Origin of the sequence: Rhodopseudomonas julia (assembly GCF_030813515.1) — a bacterium.
In the GTDB taxonomy this organism is placed as follows: Bacteria; Pseudomonadota; Alphaproteobacteria; order Rhizobiales; family Afifellaceae; genus Afifella; species Afifella julia.
Window position 1 is genome coordinate 849,373 of the sequence record NZ_JAUSUK010000002.1, and the last position, 25,017, is coordinate 874,389.

The 25,017-nt window shown below is 63.7% G+C and carries 19 protein-coding genes; 9 read left to right on the top strand and 10 right to left on the bottom strand.

Annotated elements, in window-relative coordinates; genetic code table 11:
* Positions 1-6 precede the first annotated feature (6 nt).
* Positions 7-1,203, top strand: a complete 1,197-nt coding sequence (locus J2R99_RS13225) for an MFS transporter (RefSeq protein WP_307154913.1) — start codon at positions 7-9, stop codon at positions 1,201-1,203.
* A gap of 42 nt (positions 1,204-1,245) precedes the next feature.
* On the opposite strand, the gene dgcA is transcribed toward J2R99_RS13225, so the two are convergent.
* Together dgcA and dgcN are read right to left on the bottom strand one after the other, a co-directional pair.
* Complete coding sequence (gene dgcA, locus J2R99_RS13230; protein ID WP_307154914.1) at positions 1,246-2,220, bottom strand: N-acetyl-D-Glu racemase DgcA; 975 nt, start codon at positions 2,218-2,220, stop codon at positions 1,246-1,248.
* Positions 2,217-3,224, bottom strand: coding sequence for an N-acetyltransferase DgcN (gene dgcN / locus J2R99_RS13235; RefSeq protein WP_307154915.1), 1,008 nt, complete (start codon positions 3,222-3,224; stop codon positions 2,217-2,219). The genes dgcA and dgcN overlap by 4 nt, the downstream gene beginning before the upstream one ends.
* A gap of 124 nt (positions 3,225-3,348) precedes the next feature.
* On the opposite strand from dgcN, the gene J2R99_RS13240 reads away from it, so the two are divergent.
* From J2R99_RS13240 to map, 5 genes are all read left to right on the top strand, one after another.
* Complete coding sequence (locus J2R99_RS13240; RefSeq protein WP_307154916.1) at positions 3,349-4,476, top strand: ABC transporter permease; 1,128 nt, start codon at positions 3,349-3,351, stop codon at positions 4,474-4,476.
* 7 nt (positions 4,477-4,483) lie between these two features.
* Complete coding sequence (locus tag J2R99_RS13245; RefSeq protein ID WP_307154917.1) at positions 4,484-5,305, top strand: ABC transporter ATP-binding protein; 822 nt, start codon at positions 4,484-4,486, stop codon at positions 5,303-5,305.
* 2 nt (positions 5,306-5,307) lie between these two features.
* The gene (locus tag J2R99_RS13250) at positions 5,308-7,170 is read left to right on the top strand and encodes an MlaD family protein (RefSeq protein ID WP_307154918.1); all 1,863 of its coding nucleotides are present in this window, start codon (positions 5,308-5,310) and stop codon (positions 7,168-7,170) included.
* A 65-nt stretch (positions 7,171-7,235) separates the two neighbouring features.
* Positions 7,236-7,865 (top strand): ABC-type transport auxiliary lipoprotein family protein, encoded by a 630-nt coding sequence (locus J2R99_RS13255; RefSeq protein ID WP_307154919.1) that lies wholly within the window; start codon positions 7,236-7,238, stop codon positions 7,863-7,865.
* Between the two features lie 82 nt (positions 7,866-7,947).
* A complete protein-coding gene (gene map / locus J2R99_RS13260) occupies positions 7,948-8,697 on the top strand; it encodes a type I methionyl aminopeptidase (RefSeq protein WP_092811243.1) in 750 nt (249 codons plus the stop codon).
* Between the two features lie 192 nt (positions 8,698-8,889).
* On the opposite strand, the gene J2R99_RS13265 is transcribed toward map, so the two are convergent.
* Positions 8,890-15,156, bottom strand: a complete 6,267-nt coding sequence (locus tag J2R99_RS13265) for an apolipoprotein A-IV repeat region-like domain-containing protein (protein WP_307154920.1) — start codon at positions 15,154-15,156, stop codon at positions 8,890-8,892.
* Between the two features lie 412 nt (positions 15,157-15,568).
* Between J2R99_RS13265 and J2R99_RS13270 the strand changes: the two genes are divergently transcribed.
* The 3 genes from J2R99_RS13270 to J2R99_RS13280 all read left to right on the top strand — a co-directional run bounded on the left by J2R99_RS13270 (position 15,569) and on the right by J2R99_RS13280 (position 17,329).
* Positions 15,569-15,886: an Hpt domain-containing protein gene (locus J2R99_RS13270; protein WP_307154921.1), complete on the top strand. Its 318-nt coding sequence runs from the start codon at positions 15,569-15,571 to the stop codon at positions 15,884-15,886.
* A 97-nt stretch (positions 15,887-15,983) separates the two neighbouring features.
* Positions 15,984-16,304, top strand: a complete 321-nt coding sequence (locus J2R99_RS13275) for a 2Fe-2S iron-sulfur cluster-binding protein (RefSeq protein ID WP_307154922.1) — start codon at positions 15,984-15,986, stop codon at positions 16,302-16,304.
* Positions 16,301-17,329 carry an NAD(P)/FAD-dependent oxidoreductase gene (locus J2R99_RS13280; protein WP_307154923.1) on the top strand — a complete coding sequence of 343 codons (1,029 nt, stop codon included), beginning with the start codon at positions 16,301-16,303 and terminating at the stop codon, positions 17,327-17,329. Before J2R99_RS13275 ends, J2R99_RS13280 begins: the two co-directional genes overlap by 4 nt.
* 136 nt (positions 17,330-17,465) lie before the next feature.
* On the opposite strand, the gene J2R99_RS13285 is transcribed toward J2R99_RS13280, so the two are convergent.
* The 7 genes from J2R99_RS13285 to J2R99_RS13315 all read right to left on the bottom strand — a co-directional run bounded on the left by J2R99_RS13285 (position 17,466) and on the right by J2R99_RS13315 (position 24,770).
* Positions 17,466-18,683 (bottom strand): GNAT family N-acetyltransferase, encoded by a 1,218-nt coding sequence (locus tag J2R99_RS13285; RefSeq protein WP_307154924.1) that lies wholly within the window; start codon positions 18,681-18,683, stop codon positions 17,466-17,468.
* A gap of 73 nt (positions 18,684-18,756) precedes the next feature.
* Entirely contained in the window at positions 18,757-19,335 is a 579-nt protein-coding gene (locus J2R99_RS13290; RefSeq protein ID WP_307154925.1) for a hypothetical protein, read from the bottom strand.
* Between the two features lie 59 nt (positions 19,336-19,394).
* Positions 19,395-20,444: a YcjF family protein gene (locus tag J2R99_RS13295; protein ID WP_307154926.1), complete on the bottom strand. Its 1,050-nt coding sequence runs from the start codon at positions 20,442-20,444 to the stop codon at positions 19,395-19,397.
* A complete protein-coding gene (locus tag J2R99_RS13300; protein ID WP_370872369.1) occupies positions 20,441-21,937 on the bottom strand; it encodes a YcjX family GTP-binding protein in 1,497 nt (498 codons plus the stop codon). The genes J2R99_RS13295 and J2R99_RS13300 overlap by 4 nt, the downstream gene beginning before the upstream one ends.
* Before the next feature lie 64 nt (positions 21,938-22,001).
* Positions 22,002-22,520 (bottom strand): SixA phosphatase family protein, encoded by a 519-nt coding sequence (locus J2R99_RS13305; RefSeq protein ID WP_307154927.1) that lies wholly within the window; start codon positions 22,518-22,520, stop codon positions 22,002-22,004.
* Positions 22,521-22,579: 59 nt separating this feature from the next.
* Positions 22,580-23,467 carry a COG3904 family protein gene (locus J2R99_RS13310; RefSeq protein ID WP_307154928.1) on the bottom strand — a complete coding sequence of 296 codons (888 nt, stop codon included), beginning with the start codon at positions 23,465-23,467 and terminating at the stop codon, positions 22,580-22,582.
* The gene (locus J2R99_RS13315) at positions 23,454-24,770 is read right to left on the bottom strand and encodes a hypothetical protein (RefSeq protein WP_307154929.1); all 1,317 of its coding nucleotides are present in this window, start codon (positions 24,768-24,770) and stop codon (positions 23,454-23,456) included. The genes J2R99_RS13310 and J2R99_RS13315 overlap by 14 nt, the downstream gene beginning before the upstream one ends.
* Positions 24,771-25,017: the final 247 nt, after the last annotated feature.

Consider the following 25,017-nt stretch of genomic DNA (forward strand, 5'->3'; position numbering starts at 1 on the left):
ATCGCGTTGACGGGTCCGAAGATGGACCCGAAGAGCTTAGAAAGAGCTAATGACGACGGCAAGCGCCGTGCACGACGCCTTTTCGGACTGAAGAGCGCAGGGTTCCTTGCTGCGGTCTTCTTCGCGCTCGGCGTTTATCTACCTTTCTTCCCGGTCTGGCTCGAAGCGCAAGGCCTCTCCGACGGACAGATCGGGGTAGCCGTTGCTTTGCCATTGCTCGTGCGTGCGGTCTTGAGCGGGACGCTTGCCGCGGCAGCCGATCGTCTCGGCGAACTGCGCGTCGCCGCAGCACTCTATGCCGGCGTCGCGACCATCGTCTTCTTCGCGCTCAACTTCGTCGGAGGTGCTGCGGCGCTGCTGTTGATCTCCTCTGCCGCTCTCATCTTCTGGAACGCGCTCATCCCTCTGGGGGACGCCGTGGCGCTCACGGGCGTGCGCCGGCACGGCAATGATTACGGGCGCATCCGGCTGTGGGGATCGGTCGCGTTCATCGTCGGGAATTTCGCCGCCGGGCAGATCATCTCGAGCGTTTCGGTCGATGCCGTTTACGGGCTGCAGCTCGCAGCCTTCGCTTTCGGGATTCTTGCCGCCCTGTCTTTGCCGCTCGTCGGGCGGGCCGCCAAGCTCGCCAAGGGCAGCGGCATGATCGGCGTCCCGCGGGATCGGCGCCTCGTCCTGACCATCGCTGCGGCCAGTCTCGTGACCGGCAGTCACGGCGCTTATTACGCTTTCGGCAGCCTTTATTGGCGCTCGCTCGGCTTTTCCGACATCGTCATCGCAGCGCTATGGTCGCTCGGCGTCGTCATCGAAATCGCGTTGTTCTGGTTCGCAAGGCATTTCGTCGGCTGGGGCGCACGACGTTTCCTCATTGCGGGTGCCACGGGGGCGCTTCTGCGATGGTCGCTCTTTGCCTTTGCGACCGACGTCACATGGGCCTTCGCCTTGCAGATCCTGCATGCGCTCACTTTCGCCGCCACCCATCTCGGTGTGATGATGGCGCTCGCCGCGGTTGCCGAGGCAGGTCATACGGCGAGGCTTCAGGCCGCCTACCAGTTGAGCGCAGGCCTGGTCATCGGCAGCGGCACCCTGACCGCCGGGCTGCTTTACGGCGTCGCGCCGTCTCTGCCGTTCTTGCTCATGGCCGCTTTCGGCGCCTGCGGTCTTGCGATCGCGTGGCGCCTGCCGCGTGGCCTTAAAGCTTAGGCCCTAAAGGCGAGAGATCCATCTCAGCTCTGGTCTCAGGCCTCAGCCCCAGAGTTGCGGTGTCGGGGGTTCGACGAGCGCGCCGACATAAACGAGGCCGGGCTGACGATCCCGCGCCAGCAGGAGAGGGCCGTCCAGATCGACGATATCGGCATCCTGGGCGAGAATGACGGCCGGCGCCATCGCGAGCGACGTGCCCACCATGCAGCCGATCATAATCAGATAGCCGCGCCGGCGCGCCTCGCGGACGAGCTCCAGAGCTTCTGTCAGGCCTCCGGCCTTGTCGAGCTTGACGTTGACGGCGTCGTACTTGCCGGTGAGGCCGTCGAGATCGGCGAGCGTGTGAAGGCTCTCGTCGGCGCAAATGGGCGCCACATGCGGCATCTCTCGCAACATCTCGTCTTCGCCCGCCGGCAGCGGCTGCTCGATGAGCTGGACGTGAGATTCTGCGCAGGCGCGCATGTTTTCGAGGATGTTGTGCTCGCTCCAGGATTCGTTGGCATCGACGATCAGCGGAACATGGGGCATCGCCGCCCGGACAGCGCGGACGCGCTCCGCATCGCCTTCTCCGCCGAGCTTCAGCTTGAGCACATGATTGTGACCCGCACGGTGGGCGGCGCTCGCCATGTCGCTCGGGCTGCCGAGCGAGATGGTGTAGGCGGTCTCCAGCGGGCGGGCGACCATGTGGCCGCAGCGATCCGCGGCGGATGTGCCGTCGCGCTTGGCTTCAAGATCCCAGAACGCGCAATCGATCGCGTTGCGCGCGGCACCGGCCGGCAGCCGCTTTCTGAGATTCTCGCGGTCGAGCCCGTCGAGATCGACGCCGCGGATCTGCTCCGCGACGCTTTCAACCGTCTCGCCATAACGCGGATAGGGGACGCATTCTCCCCGGCCGGTATGGGGGCCGTCCTTCAGATGTGCGACGATGACCTTCGCCTCGGTGCGCGAACCGCGCGAGATCGTGAAGCTGCCGGCGATCGGCCAGGATTCGACGGCGAGATCGAGCGACAGGCTCATGCGACGAACTCTTTGAGAAGGCGGTCCACGAGATTGGCGACGCCGGTGCGGATCGGATCGCAGGCCGGCAGCCCGTAGCGTTCTTCCGCCTCTGCGAGACAGGCTTTCGCATCTTCTTCAGAGAGCGCCTGTGTGTTGATCGAGATGCCGAGCGGCGCGATCGCCGGATTGGTGAGCCGCCCGAGCCGCATCGTTTCCTCGATCACCGCTTCGATCGTCGAAATCGGCGCTTCGACATTGCGCATCTTCGTGCGCGTCGGCTCGTGGCAGACGACGAAGACGTCCGGCTGTGCACCGTGTAGGAGGCCGAGACTGACGCCTGCAAAGGAGGGGTGGAAGAGCGAACCTTGCCCTTCGATGATCTGCCAGTGATCCGGCTCGGTCGCAGGCGAGAGCCATTCAGCCGCGCCGGAGATGAAGTCGGCAACGACAGCGTCGATCGCAACGCCTCGCCCCGAGATCATGACGCCGGTCTGGCCGGTTGCGCAGAAGGTCGAGTCGACGCCGCGTCCGTTAAGCTCGCGATCGATGGCGAGTGCTGCGTATTTCTTGCCGACCGAGCAGTCGGTGCCGACGGTCAAGAGCCGCTTGCCGGGACGCTTCGTGCCCTTGCCCGTGGCAAAGCGGCGATCTGCGTGGCGTGTGTCGTGGAGCTTGACGCCCTTGCGTTCAGCTGCCTCGCGGATCGCGTCGACCGAAGCAAGCCGCACATGCAGGCCGCTTGCGATATCCATTCCGGATTCGATCGCCTCCACGATCGTCGATGTCCAATGCTCCGGCAACACACCGCCGGGATTGACGGCTCCGATGATGAGAGTGCGGGCGCCAGCTTCGGCCGCCTCGGCAATCGTCATATCCTTCAGACCCGTATCGGCCTGGCAGCCGGGGAGACGCAGCTGACCGACACACCATTCTCGGCTCCAGTCGACGACCCCATAGGCCGTCTTGGCCGCGAGTTTGTCCGGGACGTCGCCGAGGAAAATAAGATAAGGACGCTCAATCATTTGAAATGTGTGGCCTCGTTGCGCTTGTGATGCCCATGCGGTGCGGGCAAAGTCCGCCCGATGAAGGCCGCACCGTTAGCACGCTGCAAAGGCAGCGTCAGCTGTTGTTACGTCACGTGAGGTTATGACGTCCGATCTCTCTTACGAACTGGTCGGCGAGCGTTTTGTCCTGCGGCCCAAGGGTGTGTGGGCGATCGACCAGGCCGCCAATATCGACCGCTCGTTGCAGAAGGCGGCGGGCGATGAGGACAGCCGTGCGCGCCGTCTGGAAATCGATCTTTCCGGCCTTGAGACGCTCGACACGGCAGGCGCGTTTCTTCTCGTGCGTTTGGAGAAGGCCTGGCGGCAATCGGGCCGGGACGTCACCTATGTCGGCGCGGAGGAGGGGCGCGAGACCCTGATCGCCCGCGTGCGCGAGGCAGTTAAAGCAGACGAGACGCTGCCGCATCCCAAAAAGCAGACCCTCTTCGTCGATGTCGGGCAGACCGTCCTGTCGATCGCCGCTGATGCGAAACGCGTCATCAGCATGCTCGGCTCGGTCATTCTCGAGATTTTGCACGTCATCCTGCATCCGGGCTCCGCTCGGTTTTATGCGATCATCAATCAGATGGAGATGATCGGGCTTCGTGCGGTGCCGATCGTGGTGCTGATGTCTTTCATCATTGGCGCCATCCTCGCCCAGCAGTCGGCTTTCCAGCTGCGCTATTTCGGGGCCGAGGTCTTTTCCGTCGATCTCCTTGGCATTCTCGCTTTGCGGGAAATCTCGCTCTTGTTGACCGCCATCATGGTTGCCGGCCGCTCGGGCAGCGCGATCACGGCGGAACTCGGCTCAATGCAGATGCGCGAGGAGATCGACGCGTTGCGGGTGATGGGCATGGACCCGATCAGCGTTCTGATTTTGCCGCGCATCCTGGCGCTTTTGATCGTTTTGCCGTTGCTGTCTTTCATCGCCGCGCTGGCGACGCTGGGCGGCGGCATGATGATGCTGTGGCTTTATTCGAGCATCACGCCAGACGCCTTCATCGCCCGCCTGCACGACGCCATCGATATGTCGAGCCTCCTGTCTGGCCTCTACAAGTCGCCTTTCATGGCTCTCATCATCGGTCTCATCGCCTGTACCGAGGGCATGGCGGTTGGGGGCAGTGCGGAATCACTCGGTCGGCGGACGACCGCCTCCGTCGTGAAGGCGATTTTCATGGTGATCGTCGTCGACGGGCTGTTTGCCGTTTTCTACGCCGCGATCGGCTTTTGAGGTCTTGATGGAGCAGACGTCCAACAAAAGCGGCAAACGACCCGACGGACACGGCGGCGGCAAAGCCAAGCAACCGATCATTTCGGTGCGCGGTCTCACGGTTGGGTTCGGCGACAAGCCGATCCTTCAAAATCTCGACCTCGATATCTATCGCGGCGAGGTGCTTGCGGTCGTGGGTGCGTCGGGTGCGGGAAAATCGGTGCTGACGCGCGCCATTCTCGGTCTTCTGCCACGCCGCGAAGGGCAAATCGTTGCTTTCGGACATGATCTGACCGAGGGGGGCAATCCGGAGCTCGAGCGCCGATGGGGCGTTCTCTTCCAGCAGGGTGCCTTGTTCTCGGGATTGACCGTCGCCGACAACATCATGGTGCCGATGCGCGAATACCTCGATCTTCCGGAACCTCTGATGGAAATTCTGGCGACGATGAAGGTCGAACTCGTCGGGCTGCGAGCCGCGGACGGGATCAAATATCCTTCAGAACTCTCCGGCGGTATGATCAAGCGCGCCGCTCTTGCACGTGCACTCGCCCTTGACCCGGAGATTGTTTTCCTAGACGAGCCGACGTCTGGGCTCGATCCCATTTCGGCGGCGGCTTTCGATCGCCTTATCGCCGATCTTCGCGAGACTTTGGGTTTGACCGTCGTCATGGTAACCCATGATCTCGACACTCTGCATGCCATCGTCGACCGTATTGCCGTGGTCGGAGAAAAACGCATTCTTGTCGAAGGCGACATCGCGGCGATGGAGCGCTTCGACCACCCCTGGGTCCGTGATTACTTCAGCGGCGAGCGCGCGCGGGCGGCCGGTCTTTCGGAAGTGAGCCGATAAACATGGAAAGCAAAGCCAATACAGCCGTCATAGGCGCCTTCACACTTGCTGTTTTGGTTGCAGCCTTCGGCTTCATTTACTGGATGGCAAGCTCGGAGGGCTCGCAGGAGCAGCAGCCGCTGCGCATCGTCTTCTCCGGCTCCATCACCGGGCTCACCAAGGGGGCTTTGGTGCTCTTCAACGGCATCAAGGTGGGCGACGTGAAGGCTCTTGAGATCGATCCAACGGATCCGTCGCGCGTTTATGTGCGCGTCGCGGTGGGCTCGAATACGCCAATCAAGTCCGATACTGAAGTTTCGCTCGGGTTCCAGGGCGTGACCGGTGTCGGCTATATCGAAATGGTGGGCGGCTCGGCGAACGAGCCCGACGTGTGGGAGCAGACGGACGACGAGGTTCCGGTGCTCGTTGCCAAGCAGTCCAATATGCAGGATCTTATGGCCTCTGCCCGGGAGATTGCCGGACGGGCGGAATCCACGCTCGATTCCCTCGATGGGATCGTTGCCGACAATCGGGATGGCATCAACCGGATCATCGGCAACATCGACACATTCTCTGAAGCGCTGAGCCAGAATTCGGAGCAGATCTCGACCTTGATCCAATCTGTCTCGCGCGCCGCGGATGGAATGGCCGGCATGTCGGGAAAGCTCGATGGCATTGTCGCCAAGGCGGATGAACTTCTTGCGGCCGTGCAGCCTGACAAGATTTCCCAAACAGTCGACAACGTCGCCGAGTTCAGCCAGTCGCTCGGAGACACGAGCGCCGAAGTGCGCAAGTTCGTCGAGAATCTCTCCGGCGTTTCCGACGACGTGCGCGAGTTCTCCGACCGCATGCGCAGTGTCGGTGAAAAGGCGGACATACTCGTCGGCGAGGTCCAGGCTAAGACGGGCCCAATCCTCGATGCTATCGATCCTGACAAGCTCGCACGCACGCTCGACAATATTGACCGGGTGAGCGGGGCTATCGAGCCGGAACAGGTGCGCACCGCCGTCAAGGGCGCATCCGATCTCGCTGCGACGCTGAGCGCCAGGCAGGAAGACATCGACCAGCTCGTCACGCGGCTCTCGGCGGCCAGCACGCGCCTCGATGACGTGCTGGCCGCCGTCGATCCGGAGCGCGTGCGCAGCGTCGTCGATCAGGCCGAAACGATCGTGGCGAGCGTCGACCCGGCGAAGATTTCCGCGACCGTCGACAATGTCGATCGCATCAGCGCCGCCATCGACCCCGAGCGTGTACGCACCACCGTCGAAGGCGTGTCCGACCTAGCGGCGACGCTCAAGGCGCGGCGCGAGCAGATCGACGAGCTGGTGACGCGTCTCGCCTCGGTCAGCCGTCAGACCGATAATGTGCTTGCTGCGGTTGATCCGCAGAAGGTCCAAACGATGGTGAACGATGCCAGCGAGGTCATGGCGAGCGTCGATCCTCAGAAGATCACCGACACTGTCGACAGCATCAACCGGGTTGCAACGACGGTCGACGAATCGCGCGAGGACATTCGCGTCATCATTGCCAATGCCCGGCAGGTTTCCGATCGCCTCGGTGTGCTGAGCGCGAAGGCCGAAGGGCTTTTGGGGACACTCGACGACACCGCCTCGAGCGAAGAGGGGCAGGGGCTGATCGCCCAGGCGCGGGCAACGCTTGCCGAAATCCAGACGGCTGCGGCGACGTTCAACGAACAGGCGAAGACGATCGGCTCCGGGGCCTCGGATTTTTCCAGCCGAGGACTTGCCGATATCCGCCAATTCGTGAACGAGGGCCGGCGAACCGTATCAAGGCTGGATTCGCTGATTTCCGAACTTGAGAAAAATCCGGGCCGCTTGATCTTCGGCGGAGACAATGCGCCCACTTATCGCGGCCAAAGACGATGATTGCAGCGATGATGGCGACGATGACTGCAAAGTCCCCTTGTGGGACAGATCGCAAGGGCGATTGGATGAAGATGCGCAAGGACATCGGGACGGGCCACGTTCAACGCGGGCGCCACTTCGGAGGTGCGGCCGGTGCTGCGGCGCTCGTCTCGCTGTTGCTGCTCGGCGGCTGTGCCGTCCTGCCGAAGACGCCCGATTCCATTTATGATCTGACCGCGCCGCAGGACGTCTCCGTGCGTGCCGGCACATCTGCGCAGATTCTGGTTCCGGTGCCTGCCGCTCTGGCAAGCCTCGACACGACGCGCATTGCGGCACGCCCGACGCCTGCCGAACTCGCCTACCTGCCGGGGGCAGCCTGGCCCGACACGCTGCCGCGGTTGTTGCAGGCGCGGCTCATGGAGACGCTGCAGAATACGGGGCGTGTGAAAGCCGTCGGCCTGCCCGGGCAGGGGCTTTTGATCGATTATCAGATCGTCCTCGACGTGCGCGCCTTCGAGCTCAGGAACGGCGTCGCTGTCGCCGATTTCAACGTCAAACTTCTCAACGACCGCAACGGCCGCGTCGTCGCCTCGCGCGTCGTGCATGCGGAAAGCCCCGTCGCAAGCAACGACAATGCAGCGATCGTCGCCGGCCTCAACCAGGCGATGGATCAGGCGTTTGCCGAGATCGCCAACTGGACGCTGACGAGCGTTTAGGGCGCCGCGTTTTCAGTCCTCCCGGCGGGAGATCGCCGGTGCTGCCGCCATGTGATTTTTCTTCCCCCACGAGATCCGAAGCGTGACGATCACCAAACAAGACGAACTGGACGGGCTGAAGGAAATCGGGCGGATCGTGGCCAATGCCATGCGCTCGATGGCGAAAGCGGTGGAGCCCGGCATGACGACCAGGGAATTGGACGAGATCGGTCAGGCATTTCTCGAGCGTGAGGGCGCGGTGTCGGCGCCGCAAAGCTGTTACGATTTCCCGGGCGCGACATGTATCAGCGTCAACGAGGAAATCGCGCACGGCATTCCTGGCGACCGGGTGATCGCTCAAGGTGATCTGGTCAATATCGACGTTTCGGCTTCGAAGAACGGCTATTTTGCCGATACCGGGGCGACATTTCGTGTGGGACCCGTCGAGCACTCGCTGGAGCGCCTCTGCAAAGACGGTAAGCGGGCCATGCAGATCGGCATCGCGCAGGTCGGCAGCGGACGGCCGCTCGCGGCCATCGGAGATGCCATAGGGCACTTCGCCTCGCAGCGCGGCTATACGCTCATCCGCAATCTCGCCAGCCATGGGGTGGGCCGCTCCCTGCACGAATACCCCGGGGAAATCGCGACCTGGCCGACGCGGAGCGACAGGCGGCGCATCAACAAGGGGCTCGTGCTCACCGTCGAGCCGTTCCTGTCGAAGGGCGGTCTCTGGGCTGCCGAGGGCGATGACGGATGGACACTTTACAGTGAGCCCTCCGCCCCCGTGGTGCAGTACGAGCACACGATCGTCGCCACCGATCGAGATCCGATCATTGTGACACTACCGGGCTGACGGTCTTTGGGCCTTGCGGGGCCGCAGGTCCGAAAGGCTTAAATGGTGCTCCCTCGACGCCGTCCTTAGCGTCGCCTGGCCATAACGTTCCCTGGCAATAGTATCGCCGGGCCTCAAGGTTCTCCTGGCCCCTTGCAGACAACAAAAAGGGCGGCTCGTGGCCGCCCTTTCGTGTCTTCGTGATTGCTTGCTTTAGCTCAAGCGGCCGGCCGCGTGCGCGAGCATGGTGTAGACCTTGCCCGTGTCCGAGGCGAGGTAGCTTTGCGCCATCGCCGGATCCTTCTGGCGCTTCGCCAGCTGGTCGAGAAGCTTCTCGAAATCGGCGATGTAATGGTCGACCGCACGGCGGAATTCGCCGTCGCGCTCGTATTTGCGCCGGATCTCGTCGAACGTCTTCTGGCCCTGGATCGTGTAGAGCCGCCGCGTGAAGACGTTGCGCTCACCCTTGCGATAGCGCTCCCACAGCTCGACTGCGGCCTGGTGGTCGATCGCCCGGGCGATGTCGACGGAAAGCGAGTTGAGGCTTTCCACCATCTGGGAGGGCGAGCGGCCCGGCGTCGCGTTCTGAGTGGCCGGAGCGGGCTGAGGCGTCGGGGCGGAGGCAGGCTCCGGCCCGGTGTCGTATTCGCTTTCGTCGCTCGATGCGCGCCGCAAGAGATCTGCGACCCAGCCGCGACGCTCGCCCTGCGGACGCGGTTCCGGCTTCGGCTCGGGCTGCGGCGCTGCGGGACGGGCGAAACGCTCGCTCCACTGGGTCTGCTGAGCTGCGGGCTGAGCCGGGGTCGGCGTAGACGCAGGCGCTGCCGCAGGTGCCGCAGGGGTGCTTGCCGAAGCCGTGCCAGTGGAGCGCGGCGTGATCGGGGCGCGGTCGGAAGTGCTTTCCGTCTCCAGATTTGCGGCACGAGGCAGGCTGCGCGGCTGCGGTGCTGCCTCGACGGGTTCCTCACGCCGGGGCGCGGTCGCCGCCGGTTGGGCGGTGCGCTTTGCAGCACCTTCGCGGCGCGAGACGATATCGGTCAGAGCCGAGATCGCTTCGATCTGCTCGGTGATGGCGCGGCGCATCGCCTCCGAAGCGTGACGGGCTTCTTCCGGCATGTCCTTGACGCCGCGGCGCAGATCTTCGCGTGCCGATTCAAGCTCGCTCTTCATGTCGCGGGCGGCATGACGCATTTTCTCCGCGGTCTCGGCGAAACGCTCTGTGGCGCTTTCGACGGCCTCGGAGATTTCCGACATGAGCCGCTCGCTTGCCGCGCGGACCTTCTCGTCGGAGCCGTTCGTCACGTCGGCGAGGCGTTCGCTCAGTTCAGCGCGGGCCTGTTCCACGCTCTCCACCGTCCGCTGGCCTTCGGCGATGGCGGCAAGCCGCATCGTCTCGAACTGGCTGATGGCGGCGCGGGCCGCTTCCTCGGCCCGGCGGCCGAGCGCCTGGGCGATCTGGGCGACGCGCTGTTCGGCCGAGCTCAAGGTCTGCTCCAGCTCTTCCGAAGCGCCGGTGGCGGACTGCGCCGCCCGGGCGCTCAGAGCATCGGCAACCTCGTTGATGCGCTGCATGGCCGCCGTCAGGGTCGTCTCCAGCTCCTGCGAGGTGGTCTGCACCGACATCGACGTCTTGGCGCTCAAGGATTCCGCGAGAGAGGCAACGCGCTCTTCTGCCGAGCCGATCGTCCGCTCCAGCTCCTCCGAGGTGCTGCGGGCCGTATCGGAAGCTGCAGACGACAGGGAGCCGGTGAGGGCGGCAATGCGCTCTTCCGCCTGCGAAAGGTTCTCAGCGAGCTCCTGCACGGCCTGACGGGCCGACATGGCGGCGCGCGTGCTGAGCGAGCCGGAGATGGCGTTGATGCGCTCCTCCGCCTCCGCGAGGCTCGCGGCGAGTTCCTCTGCGGCCTGGCGGGCCGAATCGGACGCCGTGGAGGTCAGGGAGCTTGCGATCGCGCTCACCCGCTCTTCCGCGGCCCCCAGGCTCTGAGCCAGCTCTTCGGTCGCCCGCTGCGCCGACAGAGATGCCCGCGAGCTCAAGGAATCGGCGACCGAATTGATGCGCTCTTCGGCCGATCCGAGCGTATCGGAAAGCATCGCCGTGAGGCGCGTCAGCTGCTCTTCGACAGAAGCCGCCTGACCTGTGAGGCCCTGCGCCATCGCTTCCAACGCCTCGGTGGAGCCGCTGATGCGGCCTTCCATCGTGCGGTTGGCCTCGTCGAGCATGCGTCCGGCTTCCGACAGCGATTCAGACTGGCTGTCGAACTGCGAGGCGATTGCCGTGATGTCGCGCAACACGTGGGTCGACACATCGCGCAGCGTCTTGATTTGGTCTGAGAGGATCGAGGTCGAGGTCGAGGTGTCCTGCGCTGCCGCCGAAAGGGCGTTGCGCAAGCTCTCCGCCTGACCGGCGAGGTTGCTCTCGATTGCAGAAAGCTGCTCTCCGCTCGATCCCAGAACTTCCGTCAGCTGTGCATTGGTTTCTTCCATCCGCGTCAGCAGCGAATCGATATCGGTGCGGAAGCGGGCGTTGGTGCCGGTCACTGCATCGATGATGTTGTGGGAATGCGTGCTGAGGTTGGACAGGAGCGCGCGGGCACTGTCGTCCAGGCGGGTGAGCGATTCCTCGCTCGTCGCGCGGATGGCATCGGCCGTGTTGCGGCTGCGATCCTCCATGCCCTCGAAGAGGCTGTCACGCTGCCGTTCGAGATCCTCCATGAGGCCCGAGCGACGGCTGTCCAGCGCCTCTGTGAGGTCGCGGGTGCGCCCCTCGAGGCCTTCCACGAAGCTCTCTGCCTGCGTGCCGAAGGTGTCGGTGAGGATGCGGTTCTGGTTTTCCAGGCCGTCGATGACGAACCGGCCGCGGTTCTCGATCGTCTCCACAAGGATCGACGAACGCGAATCGATGACCGAAGCGAGCTCGTTCTGGCGCTGGGTCAGCATGTTGTTCAGCGTCTCGGTCTTCTCGTTGAGTGCGTCGCTCGTCCCCGTGAGCGTTGCCTGCAGCGAGTTCGCCCGGTCGGCAAAACTATGCTCCACGGCCATCAGGCGCTCACCGAAGCTCGCATTGACGTCGATCATGCGGCTGGCGATCGTCTCGGTCAGCTCCTGCGTCTTGCTGGTCAGGGTCTCGCCGAGTTCGCCGAGGCGTGCGTCGAGGCTCGTCGTCATCTCCGACTGGCCTTCGTTGAAGGCCGTGGCGATTTCGCGGGTCCGCGCCACCAGCGTGTCGCTGATCTGGCGTGCCCGTGTGTCGAGCGCCGTGTTGATGCGTCCGAGGCGATCATCGAGCGTTTCTGAGAGACCATCGGCGCGTTCGCCGAATTCCTGTGTGACCTCGCCGATGCGTGCCGTGACGCGGTTTTCGAAGTTCGACAGTCGCGCCGAGACGGCCATCTCGATCGTCTCGGCCGAAGAGGCGAGGCGGACCGCAACGTTCTCGGCGCTTTCCTTGAGACGCGTCTCGAACCCGCCGAGGCGGCCGTCGAGCGTTTCTCCGACCTGAGCGACGTGACCGTCGATCATGGCGCCGAGAGCCTGGCCGCGCTCGCCGAGCACGGTCGACAGCATCGCCGTCTTCTGGTCGAGCGTTTCCGAAATCGTATTGCCGCGATCGTCGAAGAGGACATTCAGGCGTTCGACATTGCCGTCGACACTGCGCTGCAGTCGGCCGGAGACATGTTCGCCGGCTTCCTCGAGACGACCGGCCGAGGTCCGCAACGTGTCTTCGATGTCGGACAGGCGGCCCGTCAGGCGATCGACATTGTTGTCGAGGCTGGAGCCGAGCCGTTCCGAAACCCGCTCGCCGGCTTCCTCAAGCCGGGTCGCCGAGGCGAGAACCGAGGTTTCCATCTCCGACAAGCGGCCGGCGAGGTGCTCGACATTGACGTCGATGTTCTGACGCAGGCGCTGGCCCGCGCTGTCGCCCGCTTGCTCGAGACGGCCGGCGGAGTTGCGAAGTGCATCTTCCATCTCCGCGAGACGTCCGGCGAGGCGATCGGCATTGTCGTCGAGGCTTGCCCCGAGGCGCCGGGCGACGTCGTCGCCGGTCTCCACCAGACGGTCGGCCGAGCCGCGGACCGAGCCTTCCATTTCGGAGAGGCGGCCTGCGAGACGCTCGACATTGACGTCGATATTCTGGCGCAGGCGTTCGGCCACGCCGTTGCCGGCTTCTTCCAGGCGATCGGCAGAACTCCTGACGGAATCCTCCATCTCCGAAAGACGGCCGGCAAGCCGGTCGGCGTTGCCGTCGATGCTGGTGCCGAGGCGGCGGGCGACGTCGTCGCCAGTTTCCACCAGGCGCTCAGCCGATCCGCGCACCGAATCTTCCATTTCCGAGAGCCGGCCCGCGAGACGCTCGACATTGACGTCGATGTTCTGGCGTAGGCGTTCGCCGACATTGTCGCCGGCTTCTTCAAGGCGAATGGCGGAGCCTTTGACGGTCTCCTCGATCTCCGACAGACGGCTCTTCAGGCGATCTGCGCTCTGATCGAAGCCGGTCTCGATGCGACCCACTTGCTCTTCCACGGTGCCCGCGACACGCTCGCCGGTCGTCGACAGCCGGCGCTCCGCGTCCGTGAGGCGTTGAGTGACGCCTTCGAGCTCGGTGTGCATGGCAACCGAAATCGATTTTCCGGTCTGCCCGAGCTGGTCGATGACGTTGCGCGAACGGGTATCGAGCGTGTTGACGACGATGTCACTCGCCCGCTCCAGGCGGCTCGCGGTTTCCTCGGTCTTTTCTCCGATCCGGTCGGCGATCGCATCGCCACGTGCGCCGAGCTGCTCGACGAGTTCGTCGCCGCGGATGGTGATGCGCCCGGCGATATCGGCTCCCGTGGTGCCCAACCGGTCATTCAGCGCATCGGCGCTTGCCGTGATGCGCGCGGCGACATCTTCGCCGCCGGTCTCGAGCCGCGAAATGAGCTCTTCGCCGGTAGAGGAAATCCTGTCTGTGAACTGCTTGCTCGACGTCGTAATCCGCCCGCTCAGCTCTTCGCTGCTGGACAGGAGGCGGCCGGTCAATTCTTCGCTGCTCGTGACGAGACGGCCGGTCAACGCTTCGCCGGTCTCCGTGAGCTGACGGGTGAGGTGGTCGCTGCTCGACGTCATGCGTTCGGCAAGCTCTTCGCCGCGGCTCGACATGCGTTCGGCAAGCGCCGGCCCATCGACCAGGATGGCGTTTTCGATGCGCTGGCTCGACTGACCGAGGTTTTCAAGAAGCGCGGTGGAGCGCTCTGTCAGTGTGTAGTTGAGCCGGTCCTGCGCCTCGACGATGCGGTCGTTGAGTTCTCCGCCCTTGGAGGCGATGAGCTCGTTCAAGCCTTCGCTGGCGGCACGGATGCGCTCCAGAAGCTCGCTGCCGCGTTCGGTAAAGCTCTCGGTAGCTTCCGACTGGCTGCGGTTCAGACGGCCGACGAGTTCTTCGCCGCGGTGGTCGATCGTGTCGCCGATCTGGCCGCTCACCTGATTGATGCGTTCCAGCAGGCTCTCGGTGCGGCTCGAAATAGATGTGGCGAAATCGTCGCCCGCCCGGGACAGATCGACGGTGACGTTCTTGGTGCGCTCGACGAGAAGATCGGCAATGCGGCGTGCGGCTTCGTCGGCGGTAGAGAGAATCTGGTCGCTGGTCTTTGCGAGATCGGAAGTGAGGGTCTCGTGCGCTCCGCCCATCGCCGCTTTGATGCGGTCGGCGTTCTGCAGGATCGCCTCCCGCTCGTTGACGAGCTCGTCAACGAGACGGCGGACGCGCATCTCGTTGTCGGTGTAGGAGCGCTCCAGAGATGCGACCTCGTTTTGCACCAGCACTTCGAGTTCGCTGGCGCGCGCCAGCGCCCGCTCGATGCCGTCGCCCATCGAGGCGACCTCGCGACGGATCGCCTGGCCGACGGTGACGATTGATTCCTTGGCGATGTTTTCAGGCTCGGCAAGGCGCAGCGCCACCTCTGTCATGGTGCGCGATACGATGCGCATCTCCTGAGAGCGCCAGATCATCAGCGCCATCACCCAGAAGAGGAGGACGGGGACGACGATCGCGACGCCGAGCGCCACCAGATGCGGCGCCTCGCGGAGCTGCTCGATCGAATTGAGCGCCGCGATTTGATCACTCCACAGGGCCATGCCGAAGGCTGTGCCGAGACCGGCCCATACGGCCGACATGAGAAGTGCGGTCCAGAACGGCGCATAGGAAGGCCGTCGCTGCAGGGCATAGAGAAGATTGCCGATGGAACGAACGTCGTCGTTGGCCGCGCGTCGCGCCTTGCGCTCGCTGCTGCGGGACGATTCCGTCTCGGCACGCTTTTCGGCCTTTGTGGGCGCTTCTGTTTTCTTGGAGCGGCCGTTGTCTGCAGGTACGGGCTTCGCCGCCTTCGCACTCCCGGAAGCTCTCGCTGGACTGTTCGCTGCGGCGCCGAAGTCGATCCTCAGCGCTTCTTCGACCGCCGACAGAGCCGCTTCGGTCGATTCCGCTTTTGGTATTTTACCCATGACATTCGCTCCGGTCCGTACGCAACCACTCCAACGGACGCCGTGCCAGTCTCTGCCGGCATGCGAGGGTGACATATGCAGGGGTCACCCGTTCTGGACGATTCCTGCCACCCCCTTGGCTGTAGAACCGCCGCCGCCCGATACTGAACGCAGCCGTGTCGACGAGGACACAGCTGCGCCTTCCCATCAAAATGGGTGAATGCATCCTAATATTTATGTAACGGCCTGAGAAGCCGGAATCGCGGTGTTTCCCGTTTCTGTGCACTTGTTTCATGAACAATATGAATGTGCTGCAGCCTATCGTGCATGTAGCGGGCTAAGATTCGGGCTATTTTGGGGCACCTGCGTGGCGGAAGCGGACGCCACCCGGCTCTTGGGGGTAAAACCATCCGCTCGCACGAAGGAACAGGCCATGGCGGAGGAAGCGGCAATCTTCAATGAGGCCCATCTCGACCGGCAGACGATGCACAATGAGGCTTTGAAGGTTGAGATCCTGGCGCTTTTCGTCACCGAGGCGGACCGGCTTCTCAATCAGATCAAGGAGGCGAAGACCTCATCCGCTCGCGGCGAGCGCGTGCACGCGCTCAAGGGCCTGGCCCGCAATGTCGGCGCCGAAAGGCTGGCTTTGGCAGCAAGTCTCACCGAAGAACGCCTCAAAGCCCAGGGCTGCGACCTTGCGCCGCTCGAAGCCGCCGTGCAAGAGGTTGTGCGCTATCTCGCCCGAACCTGAGCCAGGGCTCACCTGCGACATCCGGGCACCCGTTTTGTGCCCTTCTTGACATCGCCCGCCGCGTCCCTAAACCCGTGCGGCGCAACACGGATCGATCATGCCAAAAATCACTTTTATCGGTTTGGACGGCGACCGCCACGAGGTGGACGCCGAAAATGGCTCCACTGTGATGGAAGCCGCTCTCAAGCAGGGCCTTCCCGGAATCGAAGCTGAATGTGGCGGCGCCTGCGCCTGCGCGACCTGCCATGTCTTTGTCGCCGAGGAATGGTTCGAGCGCACCGGCTCTCCGGAGCCGATGGAAGAGGACATGCTGGATTTCGCCTACGATGTTCGGCCGACCTCGCGCTTGTCCTGTCAGATCAGAGTTCGTGACGAGTTGGACGGACTCGTCGTCACCATTCCGGAGCGCCAAGCATGACTGGAACGCTTGTTGAAACCGACGTCGCGATCATCGGGGCGGGACCTGTCGGGCTTTTCGCGGTTTTCGAGCTCGGATTGCTCGATCTGAAATGTCATCTGGTCGACATTCTCGATCGTCCGGGCGGCCAGTGTGCCGAGCTCTACCCCGAGAAGCCGATCTACGACATTCCGGGCTGGCCGGAGATTTCCGCACAAGGGCTCATCGAAAAACTGATGGAGCAGATCGCTCCGTTCAATCCGGAGTTCCATTTCGGCGAAATGGTCTCCGAGCTCGAGCGGACCGAAGATGGCGGTTTCCTCCTCAGGACCGATGCCGGGACCACGCTCAAAGCGAAGGCGGTCGTCGTTGCTGCCGGTGGCGGGTCGTTCCAGCCGAAGCGTCCGCCGATCCCGGGCATCGAAGCCTATGAAGGCAGCTCCGTCTTCTATGCGGTGCGGCGGATGGAGGATTACCGCGACCACGATCTCCTGATCGTCGGTGGTGGCGATTCGGCTCTCGACTGGACCTTGAACCTTCATCCGATCGCGAAGAGCGTGACGCTCGTGCATCGGCGCCCGGAATTCCGGGCCGCGCCGGATTCCGTCAACAAGATGTTCGCGCTTCAGGAAAAGCACGAGCTGACGTTCCAGCAGGGGCAGGTGACTGCGCTCAAGGGCGGGGACGGAAGCCTGGAGGCGGCTGTTCTCAAGACGCCGGACGGCGAGATCGAAGTCTCCTGCACGCGCATGCTGCCGTTCTTCGGATTGACGATGAAACTCGGCCCTGTCGCCGAATGGGGTCTCAATCTCCACGAGAACCTCATCCCGGTGGATACGGAGAAGTTCCAGTCCTCCGAGCCGGGTATCTTCGCCATCGGCGATATCAACACCTATCCGGGCAAGCTGAAGCTGATCCTTTCGGGCTTCCACGAGGCGGCTTTGATGGCGCAGGCCGCCAAGCACTACATCTCTCCGGATGAGCGCGTCGTCTTCCAGTACACGACGTCTTCGTCGAAACTGCAGAAGAAGCTCGGCGTCATCTGAGACGGCGAGGCTCGATCGACCGCTGCGAAGCGGGCGAGGGGCAGTCTTGCGATTGAAGAAAATCGGCGGCTTCGGCCGCCTTTTTTGTGTCGTGAGTTCTGTCCTGCAGGAGCCTTTGGCGCGTGCGTGAAGCCCGCTAGAGGCGCAGCATCAGATTGGCCAGGCGGGAGCGCAACGGCAGAGGCAGGGCGTAATACAAGCGCTTCAGCCGTGGTTTGCCGTAGCCCAAGACGGCACGCAGGTAGAACTGGCCACGCCAGCTCAGCGGTACGCCGAAATCGTGCACGACGACCTCACCCGTCTCCCATTCGTGCTTGTTGCGGTAGCGTGGCGGCAGCATGTCGTAGCGTGTGACGCCGTTTTGAACGCACCAGCGCAGAACCATTTCCGTCAGCACATTGCCCGGGCCGAAGCGGCCATATTCCGGCGCGAAGGCTCCGAGGAAAAGGAGATAGTCGCCCCCTAGGCGATAGGCGATCTCTGTTGCGGCGGGGCGTCCCCCGACCGTCAGCCGCGAGGCGGTCATGCCGGTTTCCACGTCGGCTCCGCCATGGCGCTCGGCGAAGGCTTCCAGGCACTGATTGGTGCGCTCGTCCAGGAATGCGCGGCTTAGGAGGCCTTTTTCCGTCAGCCATGCACGCTTCATCTCGGTCGCCTCGCGGAGCCATTGCCGCGTCGTCGGACCATCGGGCGCCACTTCGAGGCGGAGCTCACCTTCTTCGGCAAGCGCTGCAATGCGCTTTCTCTGGTGACGTTTGACTTTGCCTTTGCGGGAGGCAAGCACCTTCTCCACGTCGCCCGAGGAAAGGTCAACGAAGGGCGCAGCGTCTTCCTCACTCAGTGCTTCGACCTGGGGCGGCAGCACCGAGGCGAGTGCGGAATCGGCACGCACGCGCTCCATGAGGATGAGATCGATGCCGGCTCGCTCCACTTCGGCGAGGGCCGGAGCGAAGAGGGATGCAGCCTCCTCGTTGTGTTCGAGCAGGATGTCTTCGTATTGCGCAACGGGTGCGCCGGCCGTCTGCGCCAGCCGCAATGGGCCTATTTTCCAGAAGGCGAGAGGCCAGATCAGCGCGACCTTACCGTTGCGGCGAACGACGACGCATTTGAAACCGACTCTGGGATCGCTCGCAAAATGTTCCGCCCATATCGCCAGATGCTGCGGGGTCTGGAAAATTCGGCCTCGAGGAGAGGCATCGATCAGCCTTTGCCAATCGGACGTGAGCGACAGCAGCGCGGCGGCACCTTCAACGATCGTTGCTTCGAGCGCGGGTGCGGTTGTCGGAGCGAGAGGCTCAGCCTGATCTTCAGGTTCGGACTTAACGACGAGTTCCAACGATTGTGCGGTTGACATACGGCTTCCCCTCCGATCGCCGGAAGGTGAGGGCGAAACGTGAAGATTCCCAAAAAGCCGGGCTCTATGTCCTCTATTTGTTGCTCGACTCGATCGAGCCCGTAATGGCCGGATCGTAGATCGGCAGAGAATCAGAGCCGGCTCTCGCAAATCCCATTGCGGCAACCGGAATAGAGCGTCGCGAGGCCGGATCATAGAGCGAAAGGAGGATGGTCATTTTCCCTTCGCCTGCCGGTTCGGCATCCAAGAGCCCTTGGAGTTCGCCGCGCATCAGCTTCAGCATGAAGCCTTCGCCGTCGCGTTCGCCGACGATGTTGGCACCATCGCCCTCCGCGCCATCCATGAAGGAACCGAAAAAGCGCTTCTGGTCGCCGTTGTAGCGCAGCCTCGCGTAAACCGGGGCGGAGAGCGAACCGGTCCAACATTTTCCGGTCATTCCGAAGGCCATCATGCTGCGGCTCGGATCACCGTTCAGCGCGCAATGGAAACGAAGGCCGCTTTCCGGACCGATCAAAAGACGGCCGCTGCCGCGCCATTCACCTCCGAAGCGCTCCATGAAGGCAACAGCGTCCTCGTCGGCGGCTGCCGCCGGCTGAGGGGCAAGCGCAGGGATGCAGATTGCAAGAGCTGCAACGAAAAAAGCGCGCAACATCAATGGCTCCGAATGTAGCGTGGCCTGAACTGGTGATCAGCCTAGGAGCCAAATGCCAATCATTCGTTAACCCTACGAGCATTTCGTGGGGATGTTGCGACGACCTCCTGGCGGGAGGCGGAAAACGAAATCAGGTCGCCCGCCAGATCCTTGAGGCGCGGCCTAGGCTGCGCCACGAACGGCACCGGCCGGCAAACGTCGAGCGCCGACAAGCCGATGCGGGCCGTCATCAGCCCATTGACGACGCCTTCCCCGAGGCGGGCCGAGAGGCGGGCTGCGAGACCCTGACCCACCACCTGCTGGAGGAGCGTGTCACCGATGGCGATCGTTCCCGTCACCGCGAGATGGCTGACGACGGCACCCGTCAGGCGCATGAGACCGATCAGGCCGGGTCTGCCGCCGTAAATGCCGGCGACGCGGCGAATGAGACCGAGACAGGCGATCAACACATAGGCGACATCGATGAGGGCGCGGGGGCTGACGGCCGTGACCACCGAGACGCGCTGCGCCGCCGTCGAGATCGCTTGTTTGGCGCGCTGGTCGAGCGTTGCGACGAGGTCGCGCTCGGCAAGGCGGATGAGATCGGAACCATCCATGACAGCGCCGAGATGCTCATTGAGCTGCCGGCGACCCTGGGCCGTATCTGCCCGGTCGGCATATTGGTGGATCAGCTCCTTGACCACTTTGCGCGCCTTGTCGGGATCGTTTTCCTGGTAGGCGGCGTCGGCTGTCAGGCGCAGGCGAGCAATCGCCTTGAGCCGGGCGAGCCCGATGATCTCGCGGCCGACGACGGCGCCGAGCGCGAGCAGAAAAAGACCAAGACAGGTCAGGCCGACCCAGCCGAGCCAGTCGGCGCGCGCGAAGAGATTGCGTATGAGATCGTCGATGGCGATGCCGATGGCGAGAGACATAAGCGCTCCGGCCGATGCGACCGCGAGCCGGCCCCAGCGAATGCCGTTCTTCTTCGGCTCGATGATGGTCGAGACGGCCCGATCGGCGTCCGTTTCCTCGGGGTCGAGCTCCTCCCAGACCTCCTCTTCGATCTCGACTTCGCCGGGCTCGTCGAGGCGGAAGGCTTCCGGGGCGCGGCGGGTCTCCGAGGCGGTCATTGCAGCCGGTCTCCGACAAGAAATTGCAGGGCCTGATCGAGGCGTATGTGCGGCAGGGAGAGCTTCAGCCCGGATTCGCTCCGCTCCACCCGCGGGGGGCGGAAGCGCAGATATCGCAGCGCCAGGGTGTCGTCGTGGGCTTCCTCTGCGAGATCCCTCGACCTGGACTGGAACTGCCGGGCAGCTTCGAAAATCGATTCCGGATCTTTTGGTAAGTCACCGGGAAACAAGGCGATTTCGCTCGCGCCGTCATAGACTTCACCGGCGACTTCTTCACCTTCCAGCGGCACTCCGGCAATCGCAGGAAGCTTGCGGCCGCCACGCGTCACCGTCACCTCGCGTGTGGCACGGACCGCCGCCATCGGCATCACGCGCACTTCGGCGCCGGCAAATTCCGCGCGTTTGGCTGCTTTGTCCGTCAGGCGTGCCAGCAGGGCGCCGAGATTGTCGTGGTCGGAGCGATGGACATGGTCGGCCTTCGTCGCCGCGAACAGGATCTTGTCGATCCGACGGCTCAAGATCGAGGTCAGCCAGCTCGCGCGGCCCGGTCGGAAGCAGGCGAGAACGTCGGCCAGCGCCTGTTCGAGGTCGCGCAAGGCCGCCGGTCCCGCATTGAGGGCGGCCAGCATGTCGACCAGCACGATCTGGCGGTCGAGGCGGGCGAAGTGATTCCGGAAGAACGGCTTCACCACATGCGTTCGGTAGGATTCATAGCGGCGCGCCATCATGGCGGCGAGGCTGTCCTGCACCGGGTCGCGGTCGGGCGAGATGTCGAGTGGCGAAAAGGTGAGGGCGGGCGAGCCTTCAAGGTCGCCGGGCATCAGAAAACGACCGGGCGGCAGCATCGAAAGCGCATATTCGTCGGCACGCGCGGCACGCAGATACGAGGTGAAGGCGGCGGCGAGCTCCTGCGCCTTCAATTCATCGGCCGGTGCGTCGGGATCCACACCCTGCAGCCGGTGGTGCCATTCGGCGGCGAGTTCCTGGCGATGCGGCTCGCGGGACATCGCGACCGCCTCTGCCGACCACTCGCCGTAACTCTTGTTCAGAAGGGCGAGATCGAGAAGCCATTCGCCAGGATAATCGACGATGTCGAGATCGAGACGGCCCGGCCCGAAGGTCCGTTTCCAGCCGCTCGCCGATTCGTATTCCAGGGTGACGCGCAATTCGCTGATGCGCCGCGTCGAACGCGGCCAGATGCGGGCATCGACCAGATTGCGCACATGCGATTCGTAATCGAAGCGGGGAACCGCGTCGTCGGGCTGCGGCTGCAGCTTGGCTCCGGCGAGCCTGCCAGACGCATAGGCGTCGAAGAGCGGAAGCCGCCCTCCGTGAATGAGATTGTGGACGAGTGCGGTGATGAACACCGTCTTGCCGGCGCGCGACAGGCCGGTGACGCCAAGCCTCAGGGTCGACGGGCCGCCGAGCACGCCTTCCAGGAGATTGTCGAACGCATATCTTGCTTCGTCGGCGAGGGTGATGATGGATGCCACTGAGATCAGGCTCGTTTTGCGCGCTTTATATGGGCAGGGGCAGTCGTTGGTGCAAAGCGGGCCGTCACGACGTGAGATCGGCCGGCCTGACATATCCCGTCAGGCGTCCTGAGCCGGTCTTTAGCTCCGCCCACGGCGCATCGAATTCCAGAACCGAGAGAGTGCCGCTTGGATATTTCACAGCGAGACGCGCCATGTCGTGCGATGCTCCATCACCTGCAAGGCTCAGCGCCGCTTCATACGTCATCGGATTGTGCCCGACGACCAGACAGCACTCAGCCTCGCCGGCCTCGTTTCGAAGGACCGCCTGATAATCGCTCCCATCCTCTTCATAGAGAGTTTCCGGGAAACGCACGTCGTCCGGCAGCTGCAGGCTTTTCGACACGAGTTCGAGTGTTTCGCGGGTGCGCTTGGACGGCGAGCACAGCACCAGATCCGGCGCCAGCCCCTCCGCAGCCATAAAGGCGCCCATCGCCTCGGCGGCTTCGCGGCCACGCGCATTGAGCGGGCGCTCGAAGTCGGTGCGGGCGCCGGAATGCCAATCCGACTTGGCGTGACGTAGGAGGAGCAATTTCGGCATCATTGCGACTTAGACGAAACGCGGAGGCGGGGGCAAGCTTCACCTCTTTCATGGTGCGGCGTCTATTGTCGCGCAGCCGCAGTCTCGCTCGCGTCCTTCTTGGCCGGATCCGTGACGAGACGGTAGTCGGCGAGCTCTTCTGACGTGAACAGATAAAGCTGGTTCTTCGGCGTTTCCATGGCGTGAATCCAGACGCGCGGATCGACACCGAAGTCGATCAGGAGGGCCTGGGCTTCCGCCGAAACCCGCTGCGCCTGATCGAATCCATCCGAGAGAGAGCCGAGCGCATCAGCACCTTTCATCGCGTAAATCTGATGCACGCCGATCCAGGCTCTCTCGCCGGCATGGCGTTCGACGCCTGACGCGAAAACGAGCGGACAGGACGAGGCGCAATACCCTTCCGCGGCAATACGCGTATTGAACCCATGCTCACGGATCTGGCGGGCCATCGACATGGCGTCGGCGACGGAGCCGCCCGGCGAGTGGAGCAAGACCTCCGTCCCGGCTGCGAAATCGTTGTCCTGGAGGAAGCGCTCGAATTCTCCCGCGCTGCCGGGCACGATCGTGCCTTCGAGCGAAATCGTCTCTTCATCGAGTGCTCGGAAACGAACGGGCTCGGCCTCCTCGAAACTGCGGGGAGGTTGTCGTCTGGGGGCGCCGTCGCGATCGGGCGCGACCGGCCGCGTTTGCGGCAGGTAGGGGCGGACCTGATCGCCGGGGGCGGGCCGTGGCATCGTGACCGGCTCTCTGGCCGGATTGACGAAGGGATCGGCGCGACGTTCCTCGACGATCGATTGCAGATCGAAGCCGACCATGGCCACCGAAAGCGCTACGAGGCCGAAGAAGACGCCCTTGAGGATCGTGCCTTCCGGCAGACGCCGGATGCGTTCTGCAAGCCCTGGCTCTGGTGTGACAGCCTTGCCGGCGCTTGCGGGCTCAGGAGCTGACATTGCCGTGGGCGCCGCCTTTCGGTGTCAAAGTGGCGATGTTGTGCGGCTCCGTCGTTTCCGGGTCGCGGGCAGCCACGGCCGTCGCTTCCACCGGTGTGGCCACCGCCATCTCGGCTGTTCGCGCCGGATCGGCGGCACGCATGCGCTCGTAAAGCCGCATGGCGACGAGCATGTCTCCGGCCGTCATGGCGTGTTCGTCGACATCGGGATCTTCGTGATGGCGGATTGCACCGTGCACGGCGACCAACATCAGAACGAGGACGGCGGGCAGAAGATCGATGGAGATCGCGCCCGCCCAGGAAGGCAGGAAATCGCTCGCATAAAGCAGCACGGCTTCAGGCGTCGACAACGGCACGAAACGCTTCGGCTGAACGGGCGGCTCGGAGAGGATGTTGTCGGCCGCCGTGGCGAGTGCCGCAGATTGCGCCTGTACGGCCTGGGCGACATTGCCAACGACCGCCGTCTGGCGCTGACGAAGATCCGCATCGTCACCATCGGCCACGGGGGCGATGAAGGACAGCGACAGATCCTCTGCGGCGCGTTTGACGGAAGGGGCGACCGAGGTCTGCTGCAAGGAGGCGATGACGCCGGCAAGCGACACCGCTTCTTCGGCGAAGGAATTGGCGCGCGGATCGATCGGCCCGGAGGCCGACACCAGCCGTCGCATCGAGGCGAGGTGCTCGCTACCTTGATCGAAGAGGCTTTTGACGCGTTCGCGCGAGGCCGCCACCTCGTCGGCAAGGCCGCGCAATTGCTGCGACATCTGATTGAGAAGCTGAACCACGGTGCCGGAGCCTGAGGTGCCGGTGAGCGCGCCGGACGAGCGCTCTTCATCGGCAAGGCGGGAGAACCTTTCGGCGGCCATCTGGATGTCGGGCAGCAGCGATTGCGCCGCGAGTGCATTGTTGTGCGCGGCGTCGAGATCCTGCGTGTAATCCTCCACCGTATTGGCGAGATGCTGTTCCAGCGCCGCCGAGCCTGCGAGTGCTGCCGCGTTCAGCCAGGAGGACATGGCGACGATCATGATGGAACCGATGCCCATTGCCGCCCACAAAGCCCGTCTGCCGCCGCGCTCTCGCATGAGCGGCAGGAAGTGCATGAGATAGGTCCAGAACGCGTAGATGCCGACGGAGACCGCCGCGGAATAGATGATCGCGCCGAAGAAGACGATCGAGGCGGAGCCGTCGAGGAGCCCGCGCACACCCAAATAGGTGTAGACGCCGGAGGCCAGCGCCAGCACGGCCAGGGTGACCTTGGTGGTGAGTTCGAGGCGATCGATGCTTTCGCGCAGAGCTCGCGCCATGCGGCTTCCCCTTTGTCGCAAAATAGACAGTGCCGCATATTCCGGCCGAGGGGACCGTGCGACGCGAACGAAAAGTGTTTTGTGGCTTTGGGTTATCTGGGGCCGAAGAGAGGCCGCTTCCAGAGCGGGATGAAGAAACGCTCTATCGACCTCTGCCAGCGCATTCGCCGCAAGCTTTCGATTTGCCAGGCAGGGGGTCGCAGCAGTAGGAGCTGCCCGAAAAGGACGCAATGCTGCCGGCTGCTCT

Excerpts from the sequence above, each read along its gene's own strand:
- dgcA (WP_307154914.1), bottom strand. The coding sequence starts at position 2,220 with ATGAGCCTGTCGCTCGATCTCGCCGTCGAATCCTGGCCGATCGCCGGC.
- dgcN (WP_307154915.1), bottom strand. The coding sequence starts at position 3,224 with ATGATTGAGCGTCCTTATCTTATTTTCCTCGGCGACGTCCCGGACAAA.
- J2R99_RS13240 (WP_307154916.1), top strand. The coding sequence starts at position 3,349 with ATGACGTCCGATCTCTCTTACGAACTGGTCGGCGAGCGTTTTGTCCTG.
- J2R99_RS13245 (WP_307154917.1), top strand. The coding sequence starts at position 4,484 with ATGGAGCAGACGTCCAACAAAAGCGGCAAACGACCCGACGGACACGGC.
- J2R99_RS13250 (WP_307154918.1), top strand. The coding sequence starts at position 5,308 with ATGGAAAGCAAAGCCAATACAGCCGTCATAGGCGCCTTCACACTTGCT.
- J2R99_RS13255 (WP_307154919.1), top strand. The coding sequence starts at position 7,236 with ATGAAGATGCGCAAGGACATCGGGACGGGCCACGTTCAACGCGGGCGC.
- J2R99_RS13265 (WP_307154920.1), bottom strand. The coding sequence starts at position 15,156 with ATGGGTAAAATACCAAAAGCGGAATCGACCGAAGCGGCTCTGTCGGCG.
- J2R99_RS13270 (WP_307154921.1), top strand. The coding sequence starts at position 15,569 with ATGGCGGAGGAAGCGGCAATCTTCAATGAGGCCCATCTCGACCGGCAG.
- J2R99_RS13275 (WP_307154922.1), top strand. The coding sequence starts at position 15,984 with ATGCCAAAAATCACTTTTATCGGTTTGGACGGCGACCGCCACGAGGTG.
- J2R99_RS13280 (WP_307154923.1), top strand. The coding sequence starts at position 16,301 with ATGACTGGAACGCTTGTTGAAACCGACGTCGCGATCATCGGGGCGGGA.
- J2R99_RS13285 (WP_307154924.1), bottom strand. The coding sequence starts at position 18,683 with ATGTCAACCGCACAATCGTTGGAACTCGTCGTTAAGTCCGAACCTGAA.
- J2R99_RS13290 (WP_307154925.1), bottom strand. The coding sequence starts at position 19,335 with ATGTTGCGCGCTTTTTTCGTTGCAGCTCTTGCAATCTGCATCCCTGCG.
- J2R99_RS13295 (WP_307154926.1), bottom strand. The coding sequence starts at position 20,444 with ATGACCGCCTCGGAGACCCGCCGCGCCCCGGAAGCCTTCCGCCTCGAC.
- J2R99_RS13305 (WP_307154927.1), bottom strand. The coding sequence starts at position 22,520 with ATGATGCCGAAATTGCTCCTCCTACGTCACGCCAAGTCGGATTGGCAT.
- J2R99_RS13310 (WP_307154928.1), bottom strand. The coding sequence starts at position 23,467 with ATGTCAGCTCCTGAGCCCGCAAGCGCCGGCAAGGCTGTCACACCAGAG.
- J2R99_RS13315 (WP_307154929.1), bottom strand. The coding sequence starts at position 24,770 with ATGGCGCGAGCTCTGCGCGAAAGCATCGATCGCCTCGAACTCACCACC.